Origin of the sequence: Desulfonema magnum, assembly GCF_017377395.1 — a bacterium.
Classification (GTDB): Bacteria; Desulfobacterota; Desulfobacteria; order Desulfobacterales; family 4be13; genus Desulfonema_C; species Desulfonema_C magnum.
In genome coordinates, this window is the sequence record NZ_CP061800.1 from 7,854,585 (window position 1) to 7,874,627 (window position 20,043).

At 50.3% G+C, this 20,043-nt stretch carries 10 protein-coding genes and 2 CRISPR repeat arrays (1 of these 12 cut by a window edge); all 10 genes read right to left on the minus strand.

Features of this window, described 5'->3' with window-relative positions:
• Positions 1-1,937: direct repeats of the CRISPR family, unit length 33 nt; unit sequence GTTTCAATCCACGCCCCCCGTGCGGGGAGCGAC; it begins 2,288 nt to the left of the window's first position.
• Positions 1,938-2,030: 93 nt separating this feature from the next.
• Positions 2,031-7,621: a CRISPR direct-repeat array (repeat unit 33 nt; unit sequence GTTTCAATCCACGCCCCCCGTGCGGGGAGCGAC).
• Between the two features lie 232 nt (positions 7,622-7,853).
• Positions 7,854-8,141: a CRISPR-associated endonuclease Cas2 gene (gene cas2 / locus dnm_RS30085; RefSeq protein ID WP_207680552.1), complete on the minus strand. Its 288-nt coding sequence runs from the start codon at positions 8,139-8,141 to the stop codon at positions 7,854-7,856.
• A gap of 12 nt (positions 8,142-8,153) precedes the next feature.
• Positions 8,154-9,188, minus strand: a complete 1,035-nt coding sequence (gene cas1c / locus dnm_RS30090) for a type I-C CRISPR-associated endonuclease Cas1c (RefSeq protein WP_207680553.1) — start codon at positions 9,186-9,188, stop codon at positions 8,154-8,156.
• Positions 9,185-9,826 carry a CRISPR-associated protein Cas4 gene (gene cas4 / locus dnm_RS30095; protein WP_207680554.1) on the minus strand — a complete coding sequence of 214 codons (642 nt, stop codon included), beginning with the start codon at positions 9,824-9,826 and terminating at the stop codon, positions 9,185-9,187. The genes cas1c and cas4 overlap by 4 nt, the downstream gene beginning before the upstream one ends.
• Positions 9,827-10,231: 405 nt before the next feature.
• On the minus strand, positions 10,232-11,296 hold the full coding sequence (gene cas7c, locus dnm_RS30100; protein WP_207680555.1) for a type I-C CRISPR-associated protein Cas7/Csd2: 1,065 nt from the start codon (positions 11,294-11,296) through the stop codon (positions 10,232-10,234).
• Positions 11,289-13,208 (minus strand): type I-C CRISPR-associated protein Cas8c/Csd1, encoded by a 1,920-nt coding sequence (cas8c, locus tag dnm_RS30105; RefSeq protein ID WP_207680556.1) that lies wholly within the window; start codon positions 13,206-13,208, stop codon positions 11,289-11,291. The genes cas7c (dnm_RS30100) and cas8c (dnm_RS30105) overlap by 8 nt, the downstream gene beginning before the upstream one ends.
• Entirely contained in the window at positions 13,201-13,908 is a 708-nt protein-coding gene (gene cas5c / locus dnm_RS30110) for a type I-C CRISPR-associated protein Cas5c (RefSeq protein ID WP_207680557.1), read from the minus strand. The genes cas8c (dnm_RS30105) and cas5c (dnm_RS30110) overlap by 8 nt, the downstream gene beginning before the upstream one ends.
• An 8-nt stretch (positions 13,909-13,916) precedes the next feature.
• Entirely contained in the window at positions 13,917-16,112 is a 2,196-nt protein-coding gene (gene cas3, locus dnm_RS30115; protein ID WP_207680558.1) for a CRISPR-associated helicase Cas3', read from the minus strand.
• A 327-nt stretch (positions 16,113-16,439) separates the two neighbouring features.
• The gene (gene cas7c, locus dnm_RS30120) at positions 16,440-17,330 is read right to left on the minus strand and encodes a type I-C CRISPR-associated protein Cas7/Csd2 (RefSeq protein WP_207680559.1); all 891 of its coding nucleotides are present in this window, start codon (positions 17,328-17,330) and stop codon (positions 16,440-16,442) included.
• Positions 17,331-17,333: 3 nt separating this feature from the next.
• Positions 17,334-19,067, minus strand: coding sequence for a type I-C CRISPR-associated protein Cas8c/Csd1 (cas8c, locus tag dnm_RS30125; RefSeq protein WP_207680560.1), 1,734 nt, complete (start codon positions 19,065-19,067; stop codon positions 17,334-17,336).
• Entirely contained in the window at positions 19,064-19,912 is an 849-nt protein-coding gene (cas5c, locus tag dnm_RS30130) for a type I-C CRISPR-associated protein Cas5c (protein ID WP_246556149.1), read from the minus strand. The genes cas8c (dnm_RS30125) and cas5c (dnm_RS30130) overlap by 4 nt, the downstream gene beginning before the upstream one ends.
• Between the last annotated feature and the right edge of the window lie 131 nt (positions 19,913-20,043).

Consider the following 20,043-nt stretch of genomic DNA (forward strand, 5'->3'; position numbering starts at 1 on the left):
CGCCCCCCGTGCGGGGAGCGACTTGGAAAAAAGAAGGGGAAAAGCATTTTTGCGTGGTTTCAATCCACGCCCCCCGTGCGGGGAGCGACTCCTTCTCAGCCGCTGTTGACTCATAAAGCGTTTCAATCCACGCCCCCCGTGCGGGGAGCGACACACCTTTCTCCGTGGATATTTCCGGTTGATGCGGGTTTCAATCCACGCCCCCCGTGCGGGGAGCGACCACTTTTGGAGAATAAGGCAGTGAAACGGACGGGGGTTTCAATCCACGCCCCCCGTGCGGGGAGCGACTCCGATGAGCCAACAAAATCAGCCGTCAGAGGCTGTTTCAATCCACGCCCCCCGTGCGGGGAGCGACGTCCTCTGTTTGACGCAACCTCCGCAACCTTTTCTGTTTCAATCCACGCCCCCCGTGCGGGGAGCGACGGCACAAAAACTTATCCCGCATTCTCTAAAGATGTTTCAATCCACGCCCCCCGTGCGGGGAGCGACCGGAGGGTGGAATTGTTTTCTTCCGGAGCCAAAGTTTCAATCCACGCCCCCCGTGCGGGGAGCGACTTCCTGATGATTTGACACCTCTTAATTTTACGCAGTTTCAATCCACGCCCCCCGTGCGGGGAGCGACTCAATACAGATGTCACGGTCAGACACACATCCGAGTTTCAATCCACGCCCCCCGTGCGGGGAGCGACCATCCGAGACATACACTGATGATCTCGTCATATTTGTTTCAATCCACGCCCCCCGTGCGGGGAGCGACCCTATTCAGGCGACTTGATTAATTATGATAATTCTGTTTCAATCCACGCCCCCCGTGCGGGGAGCGACTATCGGGTAAGACATTAAGACTGGCAGAGACAAACGTTTCAATCCACGCCCCCCGTGCGGGGAGCGACTTTTAACAACCCTGACTATTACAACGAGCATCTGTTTCAATCCACGCCCCCCGTGCGGGGAGCGACCGTTAAGGCTATGGGAAAAATCCCGCTTGACTGAGTTTCAATCCACGCCCCCCGTGCGGGGAGCGACCAGAGATTTTTTTGATATTCTTTTACCGTATATGTTTCAATCCACGCCCCCCGTGCGGGGAGCGACAAGCACCGCCTGCAACGCCCCGGGCGGCACGTTTCAATCCACGCCCCCCGTGCGGGGAGCGACAACGAATTTTGTTGCAGCGGCTTTTGATTTGCTCGTTTCAATCCACGCCCCCCGTGCGGGGAGCGACCTGGGACCCTCAAATTGATTTTTTCGAGTCGTGTTTCAATCCACGCCCCCCGTGCGGGGAGCGACGATATCTGCTTCAGGGGCGCGCCGATCACCGCGCCGTTTCAATCCACGCCCCCCGTGCGGGGAGCGACATCAAATCTTCAAGCAGTTCCTGACATTCGTCTTGTTTCAATCCACGCCCCCCGTGCGGGGAGCGACTGATATCTCCCGTGCTTTTCCGCCTGAATTGCCTGTTTCAATCCACGCCCCCCGTGCGGGGAGCGACCCCTCCCAGTTCGGAGATATAGATGTTTCAATCCACGCCCCCCGTGCGGGGAGCGACACACCACGGTATGCCGTCTTCTTGGTAATGTTTCAATCCACGCCCCCCGTGCGGGGAGCGACTTTATATTCGGTAGCTGCCAAACCTCCTTCAAGTTTCAATCCACGCCCCCCGTGCGGGGAGCGACGCGGAAACTGCCATTTCGACACTGTTGACACGGTTTCAATCCACGCCCCCCGTGCGGGGAGCGACTTGAACAGATGCTGACTTGCTATCCCCAATCTGTGTTTCAATCCACGCCCCCCGTGCGGGGAGCGACCGCTGATCACGCCGAGCTTCGGAACGTCGCAAAAGTTTCAATCCACGCCCCCCGTGCGGGGAGCGACGTCACAACATCACCAAGTAGGCCATGACAGCGTTTCAATCCACGCCCCCCGTGCGGGGAGCGACAAAAAATTTAGGAAGTGAGGCAACACGAGGGTTTCAATCCACGCCCCCGTGCGGGGAGCGACTACCTACCCCCCTTCTTTTTTTACAATGCGTTGTTTCAATCCACGCCCCCCGTGCGGGGAGCGACCATGTTCGCTTTCAGGTCGGCCGAACAGGATGAGTTTCAATCCACGCCCCCCGTGCGGGGAGCGACCACGCTGATTTATTTATGCTTGTAATACAAGCTGTTTCAATCCACGCCCCCCGTGCGGGGAGCGACTTGCGTTTGCGCTTAACGGGCCCGGGCTTTGTTGGTTTCAATCCACGCCCCCCGTGCGGGGAGCGACAGCTTTAGGGCGGCCGAAAGTACGGTAAATGGCTGGTTTCAATCCACGCCCCCCGTGCGGGGAGCGACCAATGCGGAACTTGCATTTTTGGCTGTTCAGATGTTTCAATCCACGCCCCCCGTGCGGGGAGCGACCAGATAGCCTTTTGACATTATAGAACGTGCGCTGTTTCAATCCACGCCCCCCGTGCGGGGAGCGACTCGCCCGGTCTGACAGTTTGTGTTCGCTGCAAGGTTTCAATCCACGCCCCCCGTGCGGGGAGCGACGAACCGGCTCGGAAACAGCTTGAAAAGCTACAATCAGTTTCAATCCACGCCCCCCGTGCGGGGAGCGACGACACTGCCAGCGTCGTTCTGGCTGCCGAAAGGAGAGTTTCAATCCACGCCCCCCGTGCGGGGAGCGACTACCTGTGACGCTGACAAACCCCTTGTTCTTCAGTTTCAATCCACGCCCCCCGTGCGGGGAGCGACTTCTTGTCCCACAATAAATAATACCAGACTGACCAGTTTCAATCCACGCCCCCCGTGCGGGGAGCGACATTCCGGCCGCCTATCAGAAACCAAGCATAATCAGTTTCAATCCACGCCCCCCGTGCGGGGAGCGACTTTGGCAGACAAGGTGTACCAGACATACAAAGAGTTTCAATCCACGCCCCCCGTGCGGGGAGCGACAAAGACCCTGGTGATCTGCCATTCCCCCAATTCGGTTTCAATCCACGCCCCCCGTGCGGGGAGCGACTCCGGGAAGAACAAGGGCCATCTCAGGGTTGTTCAGGTTTCAATCCACGCCCCCCGTGCGGGGAGCGACCAAGCCGTATTCGTAAGCTTCAGCGTAAGTCGGAAAGGTTTCAATCCACGCCCCCCGTGCGGGGAGCGACAAGATACTAATCCTGTGATGCAGGACATATTCGAGTTTCAATCCACGCCCCCCGTGCGGGGAGCGACCCGCTTTTTCCGGACAAGCGATGATATGCGGATTAGTTTCAATCCACGCCCCCCGTGCGGGGAGCGACATGCCGACTGCTGAGACGACCTGACACCAAGAGTTTCAATCCACGCCCCCCGTGCGGGGAGCGACATAGAGCAGCAGGAGCCTAATTTCGGATATGTGAGTTTCAATCCACGCCCCCCGTGCGGGGAGCGACGCGATCACATCAAACCGGCTTAAAGAACACAAGGAGTTTCAATCCACGCCCCCCGTGCGGGGAGCGACCCATGTTCCCCGGCTCTTTGCCCCGGGGAACGCCAGTTTCAATCCACGCCCCCCGTGCGGGGAGCGACACCCCTTCCCTTTGCATTGTCCTTGCTATTTGCGGTTTCAATCCACGCCCCCCGTGCGGGGAGCGACAGCTTTTTCCGTCAACATATACATCTGCAACAACCCGGTTTCAATCCACGCCCCCCGTGCGGGGAGCGACAAAGAAAAAGCTTTGGGGCGTCGTAAGTTCGGGGAGGTTTCAATCCACGCCCCCCGTGCGGGGAGCGACGCCAGGGGTTTTTTGTGCGGACGAGGTATGAGGAGAGTTTCAATCCACGCCCCCCGTGCGGGGAGCGACCGGGAACGACACCGGACGGACAGGGCGAGGAGACGTTTCAATCCACGCCCCCCGTGCGGGGAGCGACACCGACGCAAACCGCCGAGCGACAGGCAACGAGGAGTTTCAATCCACGCCCCCCGTGCGGGGAGCGACCCGACGCAAACCGCCGAGCGACAGGCAACGAGGAGTTTCAATCCACGCCCCCCGTGCGGGGAGCGACAACACAAAAACGACCAAAAGACAACCCGAAAGAGTTTCAATCCACGCCCCCCGTGCGGGGAGCGACCTTTTAGCAGTTTTAGATTGTCCGATGATAGTTTCAATCCACGCCCCCCGTGCGGGGAGCGACTTGGGTTTGTTTTTACTTGCCGGATGCTCGCCCGGTTTCAATCCACGCCCCCCGTGCGGGGAGCGACTTTGATTTGCCGCAACCCTTCCCTCCCCAAATCAGTTTCAATCCACGCCCCCCGTGCGGGGAGCGACAATAGCGGGGCTTGATCTCAATGACAAAGAAGAGTTTCAATCCACGCCCCCCGTGCGGGGAGCGACTGGTGGAAAGAAGTCACCGCTGTTGATACTTCTTTGTTTCAATCCACGCCCCCCGTGCGGGGAGCGACATTCAGTCGTTTCACCGAATCAGACCTGTTTATGGGTTTCAATCCACGCCCCCCGTGCGGGGAGCGACGAGATACCTGGCCCATGTCAAACCCGGACTGGCGGGTTTCAATCCACGCCCCCCGTGCGGGGAGCGACTATCAGAGCGGTGTGAAGCTGATGCTTATAATTCTTGTTTCAATCCACGCCCCCCGTGCGGGGAGCGACAAAGGGGGCGATCATTTGCTGTTGAATATTATTTGTTTCAATCCACGCCCCCCGTGCGGGGAGCGACTCGAACACCACGGTATGCCCGTCTTCTCTGGTAATGTTTCAATCCACGCCCCCCGTGCGGGGAGCGACAAAGATTCCACCGCCATGTTGTTGAAAATGCTTGTTTCAATCCACGCCCCCCGTGCGGGGAGCGACCCAGGGTAACATCTCGCCCCGCGTCCGATCATCTGTTTCAATCCACGCCCCCCGTGCGGGGAGCGACAAAGCTCGCCGCGGCAAAAGCGGACTCATTGCTAAGGTTTCAATCCACGCCCCCCGTGCGGGGAGCGACGCAAGCCCCTGTATCCCTGACATCAGACCGGTTTCAATCCACGCCCCCCGTGCGGGGAGCGACTCGCTTTCCCGGTGGCGAAGGGAAAGTTTTTTTTTAGTTTCAATCCACGCCCCCCGTGCGGGGAGCGACTGGCCTTCCGCCTTCCGGTTCGTAGCCAAACCCGTTTCAATCCACGCCCCCCGTGCGGGGAGCGACAATGAAAACCGTTTAAACTAAATCACTTTGTCATTGTTTCAATCCACGCCCCCCGTGCGGGGAGCGACAGTTGCGGCACTATCCCAGCCTGAGCCGTCTGTCACGTTTCAATCCACGCCCCCCGTGCGGGGAGCGACGTCTGAGTTCGAGACAGGGATGTCCGCTCTCGTTTCAATCCACGCCCCCCGTGCGGGGAGCGACAAAAATCGTGAGAAGCAGGTGCATAAACTCATGATTGTTTCAATCCACGCCCCCCGTGCGGGGAGCGACTTTTTTTGACCCGATTTTTTTTCCGGATGACGCCGTTTCAATCCACGCCCCCCGTGCGGGGAGCGACCCATTCTGAATTTTCGTCTATCCATTCCATAATAAGTTTCAATCCACGCCCCCCGTGCGGGGAGCGACAATCCCGAATCGCAAAACCCTGAAGCAGTGCGCCGGTTTCAATCCACGCCCCCCGTGCGGGGAGCGACAGGAAATCCTGGATGTTGACACGCTCACGACGGTTTCAATCCACGCCCCCCGTGCGGGGAGCGACACACTGTTCTATCGCTCCCGCATTACTCCGACAAAGTTTCAATCCACGCCCCCCGTGCGGGGAGCGACTTCGTAGCCAAACCAAACCAAACCAACCCAAACCGTTTCAATCCACGCCCCCCGTGCGGGGAGCGACGATTTGCCAGCTTACGGTTGAGGTACTTGTTCTTGTTTCAATCCACGCCCCCCGTGCGGGGAGCGACCTCCCGCACTGATCAACAGTTTTCCTAGCAATAGTTTCAATCCACGCCCCCCGTGCGGGGAGCGACGGGTTTCGTACAGGCAGTTATTGATCTCGTCAAAGTTTCAATCCACGCCCCCCGTGCGGGGAGCGACCAGAACTGGTTTACGGGCAAAAGTCGGGAAACCGGTTTCAATCCACGCCCCCCGTGCGGGGAGCGACCATAGTCACCTGAAAACTGATACCCGGTTTTGAGTTTCAATCCACGCCCCCCGTGCGGGGAGCGACTTAAATGTCACACCAGGCGGAAGACCAGATGCAGTTTCAATCCACGCCCCCCGTGCGGGGAGCGACCCCTCCGGATCTTCAAAAATTCCATCAGGCAGAGTTTCAATCCACGCCCCCCGTGCGGGGAGCGACTATTTAGGCAAAAAATCATTTGACATATTTTTTGTTTCAATCCACGCCCCCCGTGCGGGGAGCGACTGAACTCAAAGAGGAGCGTCCAAACCCTGCAAGGTTTCAATCCACGCCCCCCGTGCGGGGAGCGACACGATCTTGACAACAAATATGCTGATGCTGAGTTTCAATCCACGCCCCCCGTGCGGGGAGCGACCTGGCGAAAAGCGTCTACAATGTCCGTTCTGCAAGGGTTTCAATCCACGCCCCCCGTGCGGGGAGCGACTTCCGGCGGCGGCATAATGCCAGTTCAATCCGGAGTTTCAATCCACGCCCCCCGTGCGGGGAGCGACTTTCCAATGGCGGATTGAGGGTGATCAACATCTGGTTTCAATCCACGCCCCCCGTGCGGGGAGCGACCCGGGTTGATATTGTCCCGGCTCAAGATCGGCTGTTTCAATCCACGCCCCCCGTGCGGGGAGCGACAAAGCGTTGGAAAACAGCGGAGTCATTGCGGAACGGTTTCAATCCACGCCCCCCGTGCGGGGAGCGACAGGGTATTCTCTCACAGGCAGCATAAATGAGGTTTCAATCCACGCCCCCCGTGCGGGGAGCGACTTCCAGGGATCTTTTGTGCGGATAAGATATGAGGTTTCAATCCACGCCCCCCGTGCGGGGAGCGACGTCTTCTCAATCCTGTCATTCTTGATTGATGCGGTTTCAATCCACGCCCCCCGTGCGGGGAGCGACATTGATAAGCCCGTAGCCATCCCCTCACAAAAGAGTTTCAATCCACGCCCCCCGTGCGGGGAGCGACTTTTTGTTGAACCTGGAAAATGGCATATTCGATTTGTTTCAATCCACGCCCCCCGTGCGGGGAGCGACGACCGGTATGCGCTATTGAAGCAGGGAATAACCGTTTCAATCCACGCCCCCCGTGCGGGGAGCGACATGCAGACAGCAAAAATGTTGGCAAAAATGCAGGTTTCAATCCACGCCCCCCGTGCGGGGAGCGACCAAATCAACTCCGCTGAATGGTCAAGGACACCCGTTTCAATCCACGCCCCCCGTGCGGGGAGCGACTTGGGTTTGTTTTTACTTGCCGGATGCTCGTCCGGTTTCAATCCACGCCCCCCGTGCGGGGAGCGACATGACAAAGACTTGCTTACCCTCGGTTAAAAGCGTTTCAATCCACGCCCCCCGTGCGGGGAGCGACCCGGGTTGACATGGGGTCTATAATTTGTCATAAGTTTCAATCCACGCCCCCCGTGCGGGGAGCGACAGCATATCAATAGCCCGCTGTTCATCCATGTAGGTTTCAATCCACGCCCCCCGTGCGGGGAGCGACCGCTTCAGGCTAACCCACTGAAGCCATAGTATTTATTTCTTCCTTTCTGCGATCCTAAAGTGTTCAGCTTGTAACACATCGAATCAGAAAAATCAAGAATTATAATTTCATTTATTTCTAACTAGTTATGTCTGGTGCGAACCTTTATTTGATTTTTATGGCACAAATCAGCGTCCCGTAAGGCTAAACACGGAAAACGCTGATTTGTGAGCTTCAGGTTCGCAGATAATTTTCAGACAATCAGAAGTCCTTCCTGATCAATCGCCTTTTTTGCGCCAATATGTTCCACTCTGCGCCTCCAATTTGATCCCAAAAAATAAAACCGAAGACTGTCTTTTTCCGGATCAATCTCATCAATCAGTCTCTGACGCAGAAAAGTCCACCGTGCCGGATCAAGAATACATTCAAAAACCGAATACTGCACCCGCTGTCCGTAATCTTTACAAGCTTTTGCCACCCGTCGCAGGCGTTTTTGTCCGGTTTCATCCATAGCCACATCATAACTTACCAAAACAAACATTTTTACACCCTCCTATTTCCAGATAAACGGCGGATAAGCATCGAGATCGCCCCTCAAATAGCGGGCAAGCAGCAATGCCTGATAATGGAACAGCAATCCGATTGGCATCTTTTCCTCCAGGAACGGATGCATAATCTCATTCTGCTTTCGGTTATGCCAGGCAGCCAGAACCGATTTTCGGGTATCATCGTCCATCATCACCGCGCCGGATTTCAGTTTTTTAAAACCTTTGTTTTTCACCTGAGCAAGATTTATCAGGGAGAGTACTACACGATCAGTCAGAAAAGGGCGAAATTCCTCCATCATATCCAAAGCCAGCCCGGGACGACCGGGCCGGTCTCTGTGCAGAAAACCCACAGCCGGATCCAAACCTACAGATTCAAGGGCTGACCGAACATCATGCGTCAAAACCGTATATAAAAAAGACAGCAGGCAGTTTACATTATCCAGAGGGGGGCGGCGGCTTCGCTTGTAAAAATAAAAATTTTTTTTCTGAGAAAGAATCAGGTGATCAAAAACACTGAAGTAGATATGTGCAGCCTCGCCCTCATATCCTCGTATGGTATCCAGAGGCAATGATTCTGATTTTATCTGCTTCATATAAGCTGTGATGCGGTCCCCTGCACCTCGGACTTTGTCCGCATCCAGTTTCTCAGAATGGTCTCTCAAAGCTCTCCTGAGAACAGTTCGGGAGTTCATAAGCTTCCCAATAGCGATGGATTCAGCGATTTTTGCGGATTTTTCCATGTTATCTGCCTGGCGGTATTGTTCACGTCGCAGCAGGACATTTCCCGACACAGGCCCCTGAACTCTCGCAAGAAACCGCCCGTATTCTGAAAGAAAAGAGATTGTCACGTCATTTTCCGCACAAAATCCCATCAAAAAAGGACTGCATGTAATATTCCCGAAACAGACAATCCCGCCGATGGTATGAACGGGGATTTGTTGCAATATTTTTCCCTCGAACTTCACAGCAACCGTCTCGCCTTCTTTGGCGACATAAGCCCCCTGGGTGCCTACAAAAAGGGTATTCAGATGTTTTTTCATATTTCTCCCATCATCTCGTCAAGATAGTTGTTCACGTTTTTATTTTTCCCGCTGATTTTGGGCAGACAAAAGGTGAGCAGCGAACAACTTCTGCATTTCTGTGTATAAACAGCAGGAGGCGTAAGTCCTGAGCGGATAAGATCATGCAGTCGCTTTGCCGCATCCCTTGTTTCTGTCCTCAGTTCATTGTCAAATATGATATTCTGGCGGCGGCGCTGCTTACCGTAAAAAAGATCGCCGTCAGGGATTTCAATATCCAGCATTTCCTCAAGACACATTGCCTGTGCGCAAAGCTGCACTTTGTCGCAGTTATCTGCTTTGGGCTTACCGCGTTTGTATTCCACAGGCTTCACCTGAGAAATACGCTGGGATTTTTTTGTTGCATAGTGAAACTCCACCACGTCGGCTTTTCCGATCACGCCCAGTTCTAATGAACGTATGGGCAGTGCATATTCGATTTTCACTCTGCCTCTGGATTCGCTTTCTCCAGAATCCACCCGCTCGTGGAGGATTTTGCCCTCGGCAGTAAAGAGATTTTCCGCCCATACCTGCTCGATATGAATCAGCGCGCATTGACGCTCGCAGAAAATAATATGCTGCAACGCGGAAAGAGATAGGAGGTTGTCTTCGGTGTGCATTTTGTTTTTCCTGGGTTTGGGGTGAGAGGCAAGGGGCAAGGGGCGAAGGGCGAGTGTTTCTGTCTTTAGCCCCTTGTCCGTTTGTCTGTTTTAATCTGAGTCCCCGGACGGAGGCGACTTAAAATTTTTCATCAGGTGTTACACCATCCGGGGAAGTGCGCCAGTTTACAGATTCAATCCAAGGTCTTGCGAGGAGCGACTTGTGCCGTTGCTCAAACCCTGCATTAAAGTCTTCAATCCACGGTTCCCACATGGGGAGCGACCGAAAGTTATTGTGGCACTTTACAACTCAGCTTACTTTCAATCCACGCCCCGCAGGGAAGGACAGTCCACCCGGAGAGATGACGTTTTAAAATTTCAAAAAGCGTTTTTTGACGTTTCGGTTCACGCCATATAGAGGCAAGCTTAAAAACACTCCAAAAAGACACCTTTGGGAACAGAGCCCTGATCCACTTCTATCTCCTCATAGTCTTCGATGGAGCGGGGTGGTACAGATTGTTCCTCCAATTCTCTCCTGAGCTTGGGTTTAATCAGCTTGAAAAGCTTGTGTGCCGGATAATTGCCCCGTTTATTTTCATGGCTGAACACATAAAGTCCCTGGGTCGTCATTTGCCCCCGGGCCGCTGCTCGGTCGAACTCAAACATATTCAGCAAGGCATTCCATAGAAATTCCAAATCTTTTTCAGAAACATCGGCATTGTCCGCAAGATAAGGATTGTAAAAACCATGTGCGCGATAAAGTCCGTAAGGCACTACGGGCTTTCTCGCCATCGTGTTTTCCTTACTTTTTTTGTCTTCCTCCTTTGTCACGGCTTTGCGAGTGATGGAGATATCAAGACGATGGATCGGATGAACGGATTTGGCAAAAGTAAACTGCACAGGTCCCCGCACCTGACCAGCGTTAATCCCCGTGGAAAGAACAGCTCCGAACATCCTGATGTCATAATATTTTTCAATAAGTCTCTTCTGAGTATTCCGCCGATCTTCCTCCTTCAAGGTCTTTTTCTTGCCTAACGGTTTGACCACGTCTTGAAGCTTCTTGTTTAAATTTTTATCCTCCACATTTTGAAACAACTTTTTTACTCCATTGGCCGTAAGAGGTGAGCCGACATAAGACAAAATATTTCCATCCAGTTCAAAACCTTCTGCCTGATTCTCCTGAAACCATTCAATGAGTTCATCTTCTTTCAGTGTGGTTTGAGGATATTCAACACCGATGTCCCTTGCGGCATCATCTATCAGACGATTCAACGCAGTTTCGCTCTGAATAAAAATCGGTAAATCTTCTGTCATCTGGAGATAATCCCTGACCTTGCGTTTGATTGCCACATCTGTTACCAAACCATGCATGGTTTCGGGATCAATTCTCGGCAAATTTCCTGCATCCGGGTCTCCGTTGGGATTCCCGTTTTCAACATCAAACAAAAATACAAAGTCGTGTCGTTTCTTCGGATCTGTGTGCTTACCCATTTCCTTCCTCCTTTTTTTCTTTTTCTCTCTTTAGTTTTTTTTCGAGTTTCTCCGCTTCAAAATCCGCCTTTTGGTGATAAAACCCCAGAGAAAATTCAGCCTGTCCCTCTAAACTCAGAACTTTGGGGAAGCCCCCAATCTCGTCAATTCTTTTCTGCACCTCTGTAAAACGTTCCGAAAGCTTTTTATGTCCCAGCTGATTCTTTCGTATTTTCGGAAAGTGGTCGGTTGTTGCTCTGGTGAGCAATGTACCAAAAACCGATGTAGGCGAGGAAGATGCTGCCCCGTAAAAGCGATCAACCAGCGTTGTATTGATACGCCATCTTAAAGCTCTTAATTGCGCCTCTTCCAAAATAGCGAGAAGTCTGCCGCATTGATAGGCAAGAATATCTCGCTCAGGATTCAGTTTTTCCATTTCCATATATGTCTCCTTGTTATAAGTTAACAACATCTTTAAGACTGCTGCCACGATGTTCATGGTATTGGGCTTACCAAAAATTTTGGGATTACGAAAACAAAGCACAGCGAGTTCAAGCAGACCTCTTGGCGGAAAATCACCAAGATAAGCTGTTCGCAGGAGTCCCCGGCTCAAATTCGGATTGGGATGCGCCGCTGTTTTATATAGCGGCTTGTCAAGATTTGATGCTTCCACGGCTTTCAATATGTCGGGGATTGAAAAACACCTGAGCTTATCACCGGAAGGAGTGATAATTCGCTGCGAATCAAGAAATTTCTTGAGATGGTCTTTCAGGTGATCCAGGGGAACATGAAACCACTCCCGAACCGTTATCCTGCCCTTGTTGGGTGAAAGAACGATCAGATAAAACTCATTCTCCGATATTCGCAACGCACTTTTTTCTGCTTTCCACGGTACCTTGAGCAGATTTTCAAGATGCTTTAAATCAGGAGGGGGCGATTCATCCTTTGCTGAAAAGACACCATCTTCCATTATCATCGCTAAATTTTGCAATTGTACACTCGGGTCAAGTTCAGTTTTTTCCCCTTCCTGTTCTGCTTCTATAGGCCCACTTTCTTTAAACCAGAAAATCGCAAACTGATTTCTGAAAGAATCCGTGTTCAGCTTGCCGTCTTTTTTGTCCTGAATGAGAGTTTTGTGATGCAATGAATTACTGCTAAGGTAACTCAATGTGCTTGCAATGGTATTTCCGCAAGCATAGCACTGCCCAAGATGTGCATTGTTTTTAACATTTCCTCCTTCCATAAAAGAGACAAAGGCATTTTTATTGCAAGAATGCAAGGGACTTGATGAACTGAAGAACTTTGTGTAAGGAACATTTTTAGCCAAAGACTTTTTTTGACCACATATTGAACAGAATCCCTTGACAGATTTTCCATTTTTAGTCTTCTGCTCTTTATCCCTACCTAGCTCCTTGCTCCAAAATCTTTTGACTTCAAGATGTTCAAAAAGATGCTTTCCAATCAAAGGACCATCTTCCATTACAAAGGAAACCCAATCCTTATGGTAAATCTCCTTGTAGCGGGAATCGTTCTTCAGCAGCCCTTTAGATAGTATTTCCTGAATGAGCGAAATCGCATTTTTCAATGCAGGTTTCTTTATCTCATTGTCCTGAGATATTTTATTTAATAAAGACTGAAAAGAATCATGCTTCTTCCCTGCATCCTCATCAATCCCTCCACCTTTTTTATTTTGTACTCCCAAAGCATAAGCAGCCTCGTCAGCAAAGGGATGAGCACTAGTATTTGTTCCTGTTCGTCCGCGCCTTGGACGGGGTTTCTGTATCTCAGATTCCTCAATATGACATTTCAATGACGGTTCGCTCCATATATGGACAACCCACTTAATCGCCTTTGTGTACTCGTAAAATCCGAATGGCAAGAGTTTTCCTTCATTTTCAAGACGCTGACCAAGTTCCATCAGTTCATTAAACATGATTTCCCTCCAATTCATACAGTTCATTGTATTTTTCGCGGGGAACTTCAAGGACATTATTCTTCAAAATGGCATCAAAATATAACGCGTGGGCATAACCTTTGACAGTATAAGTCTTCTCCTTTTTGGAATCACGACGGTGAAACCTGATTTCAGCACGTTCAGCGCTTTCACAATAGGCAATGTCAAAGAGCATTCTTCCGATTGCCAGCGTAACAGGTTCTTCCGCTTCCTCGCTTCCGTCCGCCGGTTCAAACCATGCTGCAAATTCTCTCGTGCCGAGATACGGTGTATGATGATACTGCCCTTTTTCGAGCTTTCTTTGAAATTGATCTTTATACGCCTCCAAGGAGTGTCTTCCTGCTTTCTGAATGATTTCAGTCCTGATTACATATTCCACATCTTTCAGGATCAGACTGCCGCGCTGTTGCCGTTGTTTTCCTTTTTCAATTACGATAGGCTCCTTGGTCTGACGGTCTTTGATTTCGTTCCGCATGATGCTGATTTGCTTAATCGGTTTCAGAACCTTGATTTGCCTTATCTCAAAGCGGATTTCGGGCTTCCAGAATATTGATTCCAGCACTCCCCTGGCAGCTCCTGGCGTAATCATCGGATAGCTGCACCGTTCCACTTTCAGAGCGGGATTTGTGAAGCATGCGAAATCGCCGCCAATTTTAACATCAAACACTGCTTTGCTCATTCTTCCTCCTAACACATCAAATCGCTCGGATCATTTATGTCATGAATCAGACCCTTGCGCTCATCATATTTTCCATAGGAAAGATACAGCCCCTCAGATACCTTTTCGATCCAGCCGCCAAGCTGTTTCAGATCATATTCAAAAATATTTACGACCAATGGCTGTAATCGCTGCCATGTTTTCCGGCTCGGACGGGCTTTCCACTTTTTCAAGCGCCTTGATGCAGAATCACAGTTAATCAGCACCGGGTAGGTATCTTCATCAATCAGACGAAACTTTTTCGCCACTTCCGGATAGTCCAAATGCTCCCGCAATTCCTGAATTTTCTTTTTATCCGTATCAACATCTGTAAAAAGCTTTTCAAAATACAATTTGTAGAACTCAGGCTGATGCAACTCAGAACAGCCATGATCTGCAAAAAGAAGTTTCGCCTTTTCAACCCCTGTTTTGTAAGGGCCTTTTGGAGCGCGCCCCTCCTCCGGTTCAAAGATGACGACCCGACCCAATTGCCCGTCACGGAGATGCCATTCTCTGTTGCATCGCCCTGCTGCCTGCACAATACGATCCAGCGGCCCCATTGCCCGGTAAACAAACGGAAAATCTATGTCAACACCGGCCTCGACAACCTGTGTGCTGATAAGGGTGACTGGCAATCCTTTTTTGAGTCTTTTCCTCACTTTTCTCAGGATAAGTTTTCTGTGTGCGCCGCAAAGAAGCGTTGAAAGATGAAACACATTTTCCTTATCCTCAAGCTGGTCAATAAGTGACAAAGCATTTTTACGGGTATTGAGAATCACCATCACCTGAGACAAATTTCGGATTTCTTCCGCAAGCACTTCCCATGAAACCGCTTCTTTCCGGCGTTCATAACTGACCCGCTTACTCAGCTTTTCAAAATGTTCGGAAATCTTCTCTTTTGGGACAATTTCCCGAACCTGAACATTCTGAAAAGGTTTCAGATAATGACTGTCTTCAAAAACTGGCTGCGTGGCAGTACAGAGAACAACCGTTGCGCTGTATTGTTCCGCCAGAATTTTGAGAACGTCAAGTATCGGAGTGAGCAATTCCGGTGGAAGCGTCTGAACTTCATCAATAACTATGATGCTTTTTGTCAGATTATGCAGTTTGCGTACCCGGGTCGGTTTGTTGGCAAAGAGGCTTTCAAAAAGTTGTACTGTCGTTGTTATAATTACAGGTGCCGCCCAGTTTTCCATGGCAAGGCGCAACGCATTTTGTTCAGGTGTGCAGTCTTCAGAATCTTCCCTGAGTGATACCTGGCTATGATGTTCAAGAACTGCTCCGGCCCCAAAAATTTTGCGATACTCCTGAGCAGTCTGATCAATGATGCTTGTATAGGGGATCGCAAAAATCACGCGTCGCATATCGTTTTTTATTGCGTGTTCCAGAGCAAAGGCCAGCCCGCTTCGTGTTTTCCCCCCGCCCGTGGGAACGGTAAGGCGATATATTCCAGGAGGCTTGGAAGCCGCTTTTACGCAGAAATCATATACCTCTTTTCGTATCTGATTTAAAATTTTCGTACCTTCTTCTTTATCTTCCGCTTTTTTCAGAAGCTTTTGCTGATCTTCATCAAACCGCTGAAGCAAATCTTTTATCGGGGGGAATTGATTCCTTGCTGAAGCAAGTTCAGGTTTGAAGTGTTTTTCAGTATCCAGATAATCCGCATCCACAAGCGATGAAAACAGCATTCGAATATAAAATTCACGGTGAAGCAGAGAAAGGTCAGATGACAGTGTTATTTTAGGAGGAGGCGGCAGTGACTGGGCTTTTACAAAGATTTCCTTAAAAAGATCAAAGGATTGTGATATTTTTTCCTGAATTTTCTGAGAAAGACTGCCGGAACTATGCAGACCGGTATGATGTCCGGCAATGGGCAACGCAATTTCTTCCCACCCCTTTCCTCCACATCCTTTGAGAATAAGCTGATAAGCAAGTGCCGCTCCCCAAATGGCATGGGGGATTTTAGGCGGATGTCTTCCTTTGCCGGAAGCCATCAGATAATCCTGAAATTTGCAATTAAACTTACCAAGATCGTGCCATAAGCCGATCCATAAAGCCACGTCGCCTGCATCAAACTCTTTTGCAAACGCTTTTGCTTTTTCCGCAACGCTTTTCAGGTGATCTTCAAGCTCATGTTCGGCGTTTGTCTTTTCATTCGGAGTATGTGCGTAATATTTTTTTTTCATAAGGATCTGTCTCTCCTTGTTTTTACGAGATACGAAAAATTTGATTGCTCCTTTTTTATGACATGGCTCCGCCTGGTAAGATACAGATCAAAGGAATTTCCTGTATCCCAAAGTACAGGGAAAGAGGATAAGAAAAGGAAAATACGCCTTTCCTTCCCTTTCTTATCCCCTTTTCCCTGTACTTTTGCCGGTAGCAGCCGCCGCTACAAACATGCCGCCCCCACGGGGCTTTACGGGGCCTTGCCGGGCTGCATGACGAATGCAGCCGCCGCTACAAACATGCCGCCCCCACGGGGCTTTACCAGCCTCCCTTAAATCCGTTTATAATCAGATTTTTTCCTCAAGCGTTACCCCGGCTGGGAGGCCGTCCTGATTTACAAAAATATCATAGTCCGATATGGCACGGGCAGGTTTGGAATCATCCTTTGGCTCTGCTTTGACAAGATCAAACAGCTTGTGTGCAGGCGCATTGCCAAGCATGGAGTCATGTTTAAAAACAATAAGCCTCCGCGCACACATTTTTCCCCGTGCCGCGGAATGATCATGTTCAAACATATTTTCCAGCGATTCCCAAAGCAAATTCAGATCATCCTCGGAAAACCCGGTCTGGGCGGCCAGATGTGCGGAGATGTATCCCTCAGCCCGGTAGAGCGCATAAGGGACAATATGCTTACGGCCCATTGTCCGGTTGTCGCCGCTTTGATGTTCCGCCTCTTTTTCCGTTGCCACAGCCATGCGGGTGATGCTCACCTCCAACGGCACAATAGAATCAATACTGCGGGCAAAATTGATCTGGACCGGTCCGCGTACCTGGCCGCAATTCAGCTTCCCTCCTGTTGACATGACCGCCCCAAAAGTACGCACGTCAAAAAAATTGGCGCACATCCAGGCACGGGCTTTTTCCACATCCGCTCCCAAATTCTTACGCTTTTTTCCGTCTCCCTTATCTTCTGTTCCGACAGCCTGATGCGCGCGTTCGTGAGTCAGATTGAGGATCGCTTTCTCCCGAATGTAAATTTCATAAGGAGACTGGATTCCTTTTGAAATTTCAACAAAATTACGAATTTTCCTCTTGAGACAAACATCTGAGACCAGTCCGTGACTCGTTTCCGGGTCTATGCGGGGCATATTGCCCGCATCGGGATCGCCGTTAGGGTTGCCATTTTCGATGTCAAAAAAATAAACAAATTCATAGCGATTCTGGATAGGGGTGTTCATAATTTAATCCTCCTTGTTTTTCTCTGACTTGAGATAAAGTACGGGTTTCTGATGGTAATATCCAAGAGCAAAAAAACCTTGTTCGTCCAGATTCAAGTGCGGGGGAAACTCTTTAATCCCCTGCATGATATTCTCGATTTTTTTGTCTGTTCCCCAATCCCGCCCCTTATTATTCGACTTTATTTTTTTAAGATGATTCTGAGTCAGTCTGAGCAACTGAGGAAAAACAGACCGGGGAGTGGCTGAAGCTGAACCGTAATAACGATCCTTTATCGTTGCATTGATTTTGGCAGGTTTGTGTGCATCCACCTGGGCTTTTTCAAGGACAGCAAAGAGTCTTCCCAGGCGATACGCAACATTGGTTGTTTCTTCATTCAATGACATATCTACCTCCATATCTGACGGTTTATTTATTCGAAATTTTCGTACCAGAAACGCCTTGATCATTGCCGCACGAAGATAACTGACGGTCTGATCTGCCCGGATTCGTGTGATGATGGCCGTAAGCAGCCCCCGGGGATATGCTTCGCCCGTCAGAATCGAGCGCATCATGGCACCGGCAAGCAGCGGAGAAATATTCTCGGACTTGCGAAGCGTTGCCGTTTCCCTTAAAAGCTGCCACATTCCCGGATAATCCGGATCATTGTCATAATTTTTGATGATGGACAAATCTCGGAAATGCTGACCGATTTTTGAACGGATATCTCCGACCGTGCTGACATGCCAGAAACGCACGGAAAGGCGGGAGGCATTGGGAGAAAGACCCAAAATATAAAATTCTATATCAGGGTCAATGCCATGAGGTTTTTTACCATCACGAGCCGCTTCCAGAAACTCACGAACATCTTTCATGTCTCCGCTGTCATCTTTTGGCTCCAAAATAACTCCCATAAATCCTTCAACGGGCGATGCCCTTTCAGTCCAGAAAATTGTACTTGCATCGCCAATCTGCACTTTCTGCCGGCTCTCGGGGCGGAGCAGATAATTCAGTGCCGCGGTGTAGGCAAAAACAGCCTCTTCGCTGACCGGCGCATTAAAACTCTGGGTTTTGCCATAGGACAAAAAAGCATCCAAATTAAATGACACAATGGCTGCTCCTTTTTGCTGTGCGCCTCTTACGCCTTTGATCGCGGGATGCAGACGGGCAACAGATGTTTTTTTGCCGTTTACCAGACAGTTTGCAATAACACCTGAACCTTTTTCCTCAAGACACCTGAGCCAAGTCTCCCTGACTTCCGGCCTTTCGTGTACATACTGCAAATCTCCGTCAAGCTGAAACACAATATTCATCCCGCTCATTTCATCCCAATGCTTCAGATTAGGGGCATGTTCGGGATCCCAAGAATCGAGGAAATTTAAAACTGCTTTCATCCCCTGGTCATCCATACCGTCACAAAGGTCATGATGAAATTTTTTAAATGCCTCAAAAGCCTCTGACGAGCGTTTGGGTTTTCCCTTGTTATCATTCCCCAGAACATACATGGTGTTATCCCACATAAAATGCGGGGCAATTTTGCTTCCTGATCTTTCTTCCATTTCCTGGGGAACGATGAGCGTCCTGGGAATCGGTTTCTTTTTTGACTCATCTCTCAGGTCAAGCGGCTGAAGCAGTTCACCTTTACGATTCAGCAGCAGGGCAAAATAAAATTTCTGACTCCCGAATCCGAAAAGCGGAATGTCAGTTTCCGAATCGTCTTTTAACCTGTTGTAATAATTGTTAAGCGAATGAAGAATCATCCCCGCACCTCCTCTCCGTTGAACAGAGGCACCTCAATAATTCCGTCACGCATAATTGCCCGAAAAAATTTCGCTTCCATATTATTGGCAAAATCAATGTCATGAAGCATCCATCCCAGGTCTTTCTCATCTTCGAGTTCTGACCGGGGAATGTCACCTTCAATCAATTCGAAATGCGCCGGAAACTCACGACATCCGAGATAAGGCTGATGGAAACATTGACCTTTACGCGCGCGCCGCTCAAACATGTCTTTGTGCTTGGCAGATGAATTGTCTTCATTACCCTGCTTAATTTCAAAATGGGCTTCAATGACATAAGCAACATCACGCAGTACCATAGCGGCTCGCTGCTGACGAGCATCTTCGATAAAAATTTCAACCGGAGAATAAGCGTCCTTTATTGCTTTTCTAATTGCAGTTAAAGGCAGCTTTGCAGAAAGCTCGTTGCGGCGGATATTATCAAACCGAATTGGTCTGAGTACATGAATGCGATCTATCACCCAGGTGATGGACGGTTTCCAATATACTGATTCCAGAATACCTCTGGCGGCTGAGGGAGTGATGACATCATAGCTCACGCGTTCCACCTTCATTTCCGGCCTTGAAAAACATGCGTACCTTCCCCACACCTTTAATTTTATGCCATAGGACATTTCACAGTGACCTCCTTTCCATATTTTCTGATTGTAACGGATTTTGGGGAGGCCCGGGGTTTTTTCCGCGGTATCGGGCAATATGACAGCGGACAGGAGGATGAGACGGATGTCCCGGCCCGGAATATCCGGTAAATCCTTAAATCCGATGTCATATTCGCGGGCCTCCCCCGAATCCGTTATAATCAGCATATTTTTTTGATCCACGCCCCGTAAGGGGCGGCTGTTTCTTCTCTTATTTGCTAATAAATAACAACACTGTTTCAATCCTCGCTCTGTTCGGAGCGACCTATTAAGGTATTTTAATATATAACTACACTGAA